Genomic DNA, 7,835 nt, shown 5'->3' on the forward strand with positions numbered 1-7,835 from the left:
TGGTTTGGTCACCTGCGCCACCGTGGGCGAGCAGATCGTGTACGAAATTGGCGACCCCCGAGCCTATTTGCTGCCGGACGTGGTGTGCGATTTTACCCAGGTGACACTGGAACAGGTCGGCGAGCATCGAGTCAGCGTCTCCGGCGCCCGGGGCCTGCCCCCCACGGACAGCTATAAAGTCTCCGCCACCTACCCGGACGGCAACCGGATTACCGCCTCCTTTTTGATGGGGGGCATCGATGCACCCGCCAAAGGCCAGGTAGTCGCCGACGCCATACTCAAAAAAGTGGCCGGTCTCTTTCAGCAGCTCGGCATGGCCCCGTTCCGCGACACCAGTGTGGAAGTGCTCGGCAGCGAAAGTACCTATGGCGCTAATGCCCGCCGCGCGGACACCCGTGAAGTGGTGGTCAAAATCGCCGCCCTGCACGATGACAAGAAAGCGCTGGGCCTGTTTGCCCGGGAAATCGCGCAGGCCGCCACCGGCATGGCGCCGGGCCTTTCCGGCCTGGTCGGCGGCCGCCCCAAACCCTTCCCGCGCATCCGCCTGTTTTCTACCCTGGTAGAAAAAAGCGCAGTAACCGCCACTGTGGACCTGGATGGCAACACGCAATCCGTCGACATCCCCACCGGTCAGGTCTTTGATGCCAGCGCCCTGCCCCAGGACACGGACTACGGCACCGCCAACGACGATACTGACACCGACACCACAGTGCCCCTGGTCAAACTGGCCTGGGCTCGCAGTGGCGACAAGGGCAATCATGCCAACATCGGCGTCATCGCTCGCAAGGCGGAATATTTGCCTTACCTGAATGCGGCGCTGACCGAGCAAAGTGTGGCCACATACATGCAGCACGTGCTGGACCCGGACGCAGGCAGCGTGCACCGCTGGTCCATGCCCGGCATGAATGCCTTCAACTTTCTGTTGAAAAACTCCCTGGGCGGCGGCGGCATCGCTTCGCTGCGCATTGACCCGCAAGGCAAGGCCTTTGCCCAGCAGCTACTGGATATGCCTGTAAAAGTAAGCAACGAAATCGCCAAAACACTCACAGAAAATGAATAATTTTGTGGGAAGTCATGCTTGCATGACGAATCGACGCCCACCACGACCGAGCGCTATTCGCGATGCAAGCATCGCTTCCCACAAAGAAGGACAAACCAAGGACTAAAACATGTCATACCGTTCCGTCTTTAAAGAAAACCTGTTCGCCGGCCAGAATATCATTGTCACCGGCGGCGGCTCCGGCATCGGCCGCTGTACCGCCCATGAGCTGGCAGCACTGGGCGCCCGTGTTGTGCTCATCGGCCGCAAGCAGGAAAAACTTGATGCGGTGGCTGCAGAAATTGCCGAAGACGGCGGCCAGGCTCTGGGATTCGCTTGCGACATCCGCGATGAAGAAGCGGTGAAAGCCACCGTGGCCGATGTCTACAAGGCGGTCGAGGTTGTCCATGGGCTGGTCAACAACGCCGGCGGCCAATTCCCTTCCCCGCTCGCCTTGATCAGCCAGAAAGGCTGGGAAACCGTGGTACGCACCAACCTGACCGGCGGCTTTCTGATGGCCCGGGAAGTGTTCCTGCAGGGCATGAACAAAAACGGCGGTGCCATCGTCAACATCGTTGCCGACATGTGGGGGGGCATGCCGGGCATGGGCCACTCCGGCGCGGCTCGCGCGGGCATGGTCAACTTCACCCAGACCTCGGCCTACGAATGGGGCAGTTGCGGTGTGCGCGTCAACGCAGTGGCCCCGGGCTGGATCATGTCCAGCGGCATGGACACCTACCCGGAAGGCTTCAAGCAAACTCTGAAAACCCTGCGCGCCGCCGTACCGCTACAACGCATGGGCAATGAATCGGAAGTGTCCGGCGCAATCTGCTTCCTGCTCAGCGACGCGGCCGCCTTTATCAGTGGCGACACCCTGCGCATTGATGGCGCCGCCAGCCAGGGCAATGTGGCGATCTTCCCGCTGCCCGCCCACGACAAGAGCAAGCCGTTCGATGGCTTCCACCGTGCCACCACCCCGGACGTGTTCAAGGATCTCTAATGGCGACTCTCGACAGCGCACTTGACCCCAACAGCGAAGAATACCGCCAGAACCGCGAGGCCTTGCTCGCGGCCGTGGAGGAATTCCGTGCCATCGAACAGGCCGTCGTGGATACCGCGGAAAGCAAACGCGCCAAGTTTGAAAAGCGCGGCCAGCTGCTTCCCCACGAACGTATCTCCCGGCTGCTGGATGCAGGCTCCCCGTTTCTGAGTCTGATGAATCTGGCCGGCTATAAGATGCACGACGACAAGGACGGCACCGAAGCCGGCGGCAGCACCATTGCCGGCATTGGTTATGTGTCCGGTGTCCGCTGCCTGGTCACCGCCTCCAACTCGGCCATCAAGGGCGGCACTATTTCCCCCTCCGGCCTGCACAAGACCCTGCGCCTGCAGCGCATCGCCCTGGAAAACAAACTGCCGGTGGTCAGCCTGGTGGAATCCGGCGGTGCCAACCTGAACTACGCCGCAGAAGTGTTCGTGGATGGCGCGCGCACCTTTGCCAACCAGGCACGCCTGTCCGCCGCAGGCATTCCGCAAATCACCGTGGTTCACGGCAACGCCACCGCCGGCGGCGCCTACCAGCCGGGCCTGTCCGATTACGTCGTGGTGGTTCGCGAACGCGCCAAGATGTTTCTGGCCGGCCCGCCGCTACTGAAAGCCGCCACCGGGGAAATCGCCACCGACGAAGAGCTGGGCGGCGCCGAAATGCATGCAGGTACCGCCGGCACCGCCGAGTACCTGGCGCAATCCGATGCAGACGGTATCAGCCAGGCTCGAGATCTGGTGAAACTACTGGGCTGGCGCCGGGCGGCAGCTGATTCGCCCGAGCATGAAGAACCAAAATTTCCGCCGGAAGAACTGCTCGGCGTGGTCCCCGCTGACGCCAAGAAACCCTACGACGTGCGCGAAATCATCGCCCGCATCGTTGATGGTTCTGACTTTCTGGACTTCAAGAATGAGTGGGACAGTGCCACCGTCTGTGGCTGGAGCACCATCGAAGGCAAGCCCGTGGGCATCATTGGCAATAATGGCCCGATTACGCCACGCGGCGCCGCCAAGGCGGCTCAGTTTATCCAGCTGTGCGACCAGACCCGTCGGCCGTTACTGTTTCTTCACAACACCACCGGTTTCATGGTCGGTACCGACGCAGAACAGAACGGCGTCATCAAGAACGGCTCGAAAATGCTGCAGGCGGTAGCCAACGCGCGGGTGCCCAAAATCTCCATCGTGGTGGGCGGCTCCTACGGCGCCGGTAATTACGCCATGTGCGGGCGCGGCCTGGACCCGCGCTTCATCTTTGCCTGGCCCAATTCCAAAGTCGCCGTCATGGGTGGCCAGCAGGCCGGCATGGTGCTGCGCATCGTGGCCGAGGGAAAACAGCGGGCCAACGGTATCGAACCGGACCCCAAAGTGCTCGACATGCTGCAACAGACCACCGCCCAGAAACTCGACAGCCAGTCCACAGCACTCTACGGCACGGCGCGCTTGTGGGACGACGGCATTATCGACCCCCGCGACACACGCCAGGTGGTGGCCTACGCCCTGGATATCTGCGATGACGCAGAACAACGCCAGCTACACCCGAATTCATTCGGGGTGGCGAGACTTTAAACGTAATTGACAGTGGCCAATTAAAAGTTGACAGCGAAACAACGGACAGCACAGCGCCTCCGAACTGGGGTTTAGCTGTCAACTGTCCACTATCAACTTTCAACTCAAACACCTGAATAACTGACAAATACAGACATAGCAGCGCTCGATAAACCGAGCCAAACAAACACAGGGAGCCTCCCATGCAATTCACTCAGGAACACGAAGAACTTCGCCGTACCGTCCGTAATTTTGTCGACAAGGAACTGAACCCCCATGTGCGTGAATGGGAAGACGCTGGCCGTTTCCCCATTCACGAAGTGTTCAAGAAAATGGGCGATCTGGGTCTGCTCGGGGTCACCAAGCCGGAAGAGTTTGGCGGCATGGGGCTAGACTACTCCTACGGCATGGTTATGAGCGAAGAAATGGGCCGCGTCCATTGTGGCGGCGTGCCGTTGGCTGTGGGTGTACAAACCGACATGGCCACCCCAGCCATCGCCCGCTTCGGCTCCGATGAACTGCGTCGTGACTACCTGGCCCCCGCCATCGCCGGCGACATGGTCGCCTCCATTGCGGTTTCCGAACCCCATGCAGGTTCCGATGTGGCAGCGGTGAAAACCACCGCGGTGAAAGATGGCGACGACTACGTGATCAACGGCACCAAGATGTGGATCACCAACTCCCCCAGCGCCGATTTTTTCTGTCTGTTGGCCAACACCTCCGACGCCAAACCCCACGTCAATAAATCCCTGATCGTGGTGCCCAGGGATGCGGCCGGCATCACCGTGGACAAGCCCCTGAACAAGCTGGGCATGCGCTCTTCGGAAACCGCCCAGGTGTTCTTCGATAACGTGCGCGTGCCCCAGCGCAACCTGATCGGTCAGGAAGGCATGGGCTTCATGATGCAGATGATGCAGTTCCAGGAAGAGCGTTTGTTTGCCGCCGCCAACAGCCTCAAGGGTATGGAACATGTGATTGATGAAACCATCGCCTACGCCAAGGACCGCAAGGTATTCGGCATGTCGCTGATCGATAACCAGAGCGTGCATTTCCGCCTGGCCGAGCTGCAGACCGAAGTGGAAGCGCTACGCGCCCTCACCTACCAGGCCTGCGAACTGTATGTGAACGGCAAGGACGTCCTGCAGCTGGCCTCCATGGCCAAACTGAAAGTGGGCCGCCTGAGCCGCGAAGTGGCCGACAGCTGCCTGCAGTACTGGGGCGGCAATGGCTTCATGTGGGAAAACCCCGCCGGCCAGCTCTACCGCGATGGTCGCCTGGGCTCCATCGGCGGCGGCGCCGACGAAGTCATGCTGGGCATTATCTGCAAGACCATGGACATTCTGCCGGGCAAGAAACGCTAGATGCCGGATGCCGGATGCCGGATGCCGGATGCCGGATGCCGGATGCCGGATGCCGGATGCCGGATGCCGGACAAATTGTGTGTTTTGATTTTTTCGCGTCAAGCATCTGGCGTTCAGCGTCAGGCCCGTATTTTCGAAGGACAAACCAATGAGCCTACCGCAAACCGAAACAATCACCCTTAACCAGGACGGCCCGGTTCTGCATATCACGCTAAACCGGCCCGAAAGCCGCAATGCCATGAGCTTGACCATGGTGAACGAATTGATGGCGGTGTTTGAAAGCGTGGCCGGCGATACAACCATTCGCGCCATCGTTCTGCGCGGCGCCGACGGTCATTTCTGTGCCGGTGGCGACATCAAGGATATGGCCGGGGCGCGACAGCAGGCCGCCGGCGGCGACGATAATGCCTTCCAGACATTGAACCGCCGCTTCGGGGAAATGATCACCGCAGCCAACCGTCAGCCACAGGTAATGATCACCGTGCTGGAAGGGGCTGTCCTTGGCGGCGGCTTTGGCTTGGCGTGTATTTCTGACGTGGCCATCGCCAGCGAAGACGCCACTTTCGGCCTGCCGGAAACCGGGCTGGGCGTAATCCCCGCACAAATTGCCCCCTTTGTGGTAGAGCGTATCGGCCTGACCCAGGCCCGCCGCCTGGCGTTGACTGGCATACGCTTCAAAGGGAACGAAGCCCTGCGGCTGGGTATCGTGCATGAGGTTGCTGACAACAGCGACGCCCTGGATACCGCCCTGGAAAACACCCTGAAGGCGGTGCGTCGCTGCGCGCCCCATGCTAACCGGGTTACCAAGGAGCTGGTGCTGAACGTGGGCCACATTCCCATGAACACCTTGTTGGACCAGGCTGCCACCGACTTCGCCGCCGCCGTGAACAGCGAAGAAGGCCAGGAAGGCACCATGGCGTTCGTACAAAAACGCCCGGCGTCCTGGAACTCCCCAAGCTGAGCCGATACACCGTAGGAGGCTGCTTGCAGGCGAACCGATGTGGCAGATCCGTCACCGATGGTTCGCTTGCAAGCAAGCTCCTACAGGAAAGCATTTTCAACCGGAACACCGGTAAGGAATCACAATGAGCTTTGAAAAAATCCTGATTGCCAACCGTGGCGAGATTGCCTGCCGGGTCATCGCCACCGCCCAATCCCTGGGCTACCGGACCGTGGCAGTCTATTCCGAGCCGGATGCCGGTGCCCGTCATGTGCAACTGGCTGACGAAGCCGTCTGCATCGGCCCAGCCCTGGCCAGCGCCTCCTACCTGAACATGGACGCCCTGCTCGCCGCCTGCCAACAAACCGGCGCCGATGCGGTACATCCCGGTTACGGCTTCCTGTCCGAGAACGCCGCCTTCTCCAAGGCATGCAAAGAGGCGGGCATCACTTTTATCGGCCCTGATGAAGACGCCATTCAACTGATGGGTTCCAAACGGCTTTCCAAGATCGCCATGCAGAACGCTGGCGTGCCGTGTATCCCCGGCTATCAGGGTGAAGAGCAAAGTGATGAGCGCCTACAGCAGGAAGCAGAGCGCATCGGCCTGCCGTTGATGATCAAGGCCAGCGCCGGCGGTGGTGGCCGGGGCATGCGCGTGGTTACCGACGCCAGTGATATCAGCGCTCAGCTGAAAAGTGCCCGCCAGGAAGCGAAAAACGCGTTCGGCAGTGACGAGCTGATACTGGAACGCGCTGTCCTGCAGCCCCGGCATGTGGAAATCCAGGTATTCGGTGATCGCCACGGTAACGTGATCCATCTGGGCGAGCGCGACTGCTCAGTGCAACGTCGCCACCAGAAAGTGGTAGAAGAAGCGCCCTCCCCGGCAGTGAACGAATCCCTGCGCCAGCGCATGGGCGAGGCCGCCGTACAGGCGGCCAGGGCCTGCCAATATGTGGGGGCCGGCACGGTGGAATTTCTGCTGGCGCCGGAAGGTGACTTTTTCTTCCTGGAAATGAACACCCGCCTGCAGGTAGAGCATCCGGTCACCGAGCTGGTCACCGGTCTGGATCTGGTCGCCTGGCAAATCAAGGTCGCTAGAGGCGAAGCCCTGCCGCTGACCCAGGACCAGGTACAGCTCACCGGCCATGCCATGGAAGTCCGTCTCTATGCCGAAGACCCGGCGCAGAACTACATGCCGCAAACCGGCCCGGTATTGCGCTGGCAACCGGCCAGTGGTGACGGAATTCGCATCGATCACGGTCTGGTGGAAGGCGCCGAGATTGGCAGCCATTACGACCCCATGCTGGCCAAGATCATCGCCGTGGGCGACAGCCGCGAAGATGCACGCCGCCGGCTGATTCGTGCCGTGCAGGACACCACCCTGATGGGCGTAAACGACAACCGCCGGTTTCTGGCAGCGATCCTGGCCCACCCGGTATTCGCCAGTGGCGATGCCACCACCGCCTTTATCGGCGAAGACTTTGCCGACGACAGCAGCCTGGCCGGCGACGCCCCTGACAACACCCTGTGGGCACTGGCCGCTTTGCATCACTGTCGACGCGAAACACCCAATGACACCCTGCGAGGCTGGCACTCCAGTACGCTAGGAGCCCAACCGGTGGCGTTACGCAGCGGTGAACATAAACAGACGCTGTACATCCGCTATCTGGGCAACCAGGTCACCATCACTTTTGAGAACACCTCCGACACCCTCACGCTGACGCCGCTGAGCGGCGATCGCGTAGACGTGAACGGCGTGGAAGTGACCGCCAGCGTGATCCAGCATGGCAATCAATACTGGCTGCAGAGTCAAGGCCACACAGCCTGCTTCAGTGATGCTACCCACACCGCTGCCGGCAGCAGTGACCAGGCCGGTTCCGGCCTGATCCGTGCCCCCATGGACGGC

At 60.9% G+C, this 7,835-nt stretch carries 6 protein-coding genes; all 6 read left to right on the forward strand.

All coding sequences use genetic code 11. From position 1 onward, the window contains the following. On the forward strand, positions 1-1,060 hold a 1,060-nt coding region (locus A3754_RS10820; protein WP_156496951.1), incomplete at its 5' end, for an acyclic terpene utilization AtuA family protein. 109 nt (positions 1,061-1,169) lie between these two features. Next, a complete protein-coding gene (locus tag A3754_RS10825; RefSeq protein ID WP_063519684.1) occupies positions 1,170-2,039 on the forward strand; it encodes an SDR family oxidoreductase in 870 nt (289 codons plus the stop codon). Continuing rightward, positions 2,039-3,649 (forward strand): acyl-CoA carboxylase subunit beta, encoded by a 1,611-nt coding sequence (locus A3754_RS10830; protein ID WP_063519685.1) that lies wholly within the window; start codon positions 2,039-2,041, stop codon positions 3,647-3,649. The genes A3754_RS10825 and A3754_RS10830 overlap by 1 nt, the downstream gene beginning before the upstream one ends. 182 nt (positions 3,650-3,831) lie before the next feature. Continuing rightward, positions 3,832-4,989 carry an acyl-CoA dehydrogenase family protein gene (locus A3754_RS10835; protein WP_063519686.1) on the forward strand — a complete coding sequence of 386 codons (1,158 nt, stop codon included), beginning with the start codon at positions 3,832-3,834 and terminating at the stop codon, positions 4,987-4,989. A gap of 148 nt (positions 4,990-5,137) precedes the next feature. Next, positions 5,138-5,950: an enoyl-CoA hydratase/isomerase family protein gene (locus A3754_RS10840; RefSeq protein ID WP_063519687.1), complete on the forward strand. Its 813-nt coding sequence runs from the start codon at positions 5,138-5,140 to the stop codon at positions 5,948-5,950. 124 nt (positions 5,951-6,074) lie between these two features. Then, a partial coding sequence (locus A3754_RS10845) for an acetyl-CoA carboxylase biotin carboxylase subunit (protein ID WP_063519688.1) occupies positions 6,075-7,835 on the forward strand: 1,761 nt, incomplete at its 3' end.

It is taken from the genome of Alcanivorax sp. HI0083, from assembly GCF_001635175.1.

What these genes read in the sequence shown, in the direction of transcription:
- A3754_RS10825 (WP_063519684.1), top strand. Translation starts at nt 1,170, where the DNA reads ATGTCATACCGTTCCGTCTTTAAAGAAAACCTGTTCGCCGGCCAGAAT.
- A3754_RS10835 (WP_063519686.1), top strand. Translation starts at nt 3,832, where the DNA reads ATGCAATTCACTCAGGAACACGAAGAACTTCGCCGTACCGTCCGTAAT.
- A3754_RS10830 (WP_063519685.1), top strand. Translation starts at nt 2,039, where the DNA reads ATGGCGACTCTCGACAGCGCACTTGACCCCAACAGCGAAGAATACCGC.
- A3754_RS10840 (WP_063519687.1), top strand. Translation starts at nt 5,138, where the DNA reads ATGAGCCTACCGCAAACCGAAACAATCACCCTTAACCAGGACGGCCCG.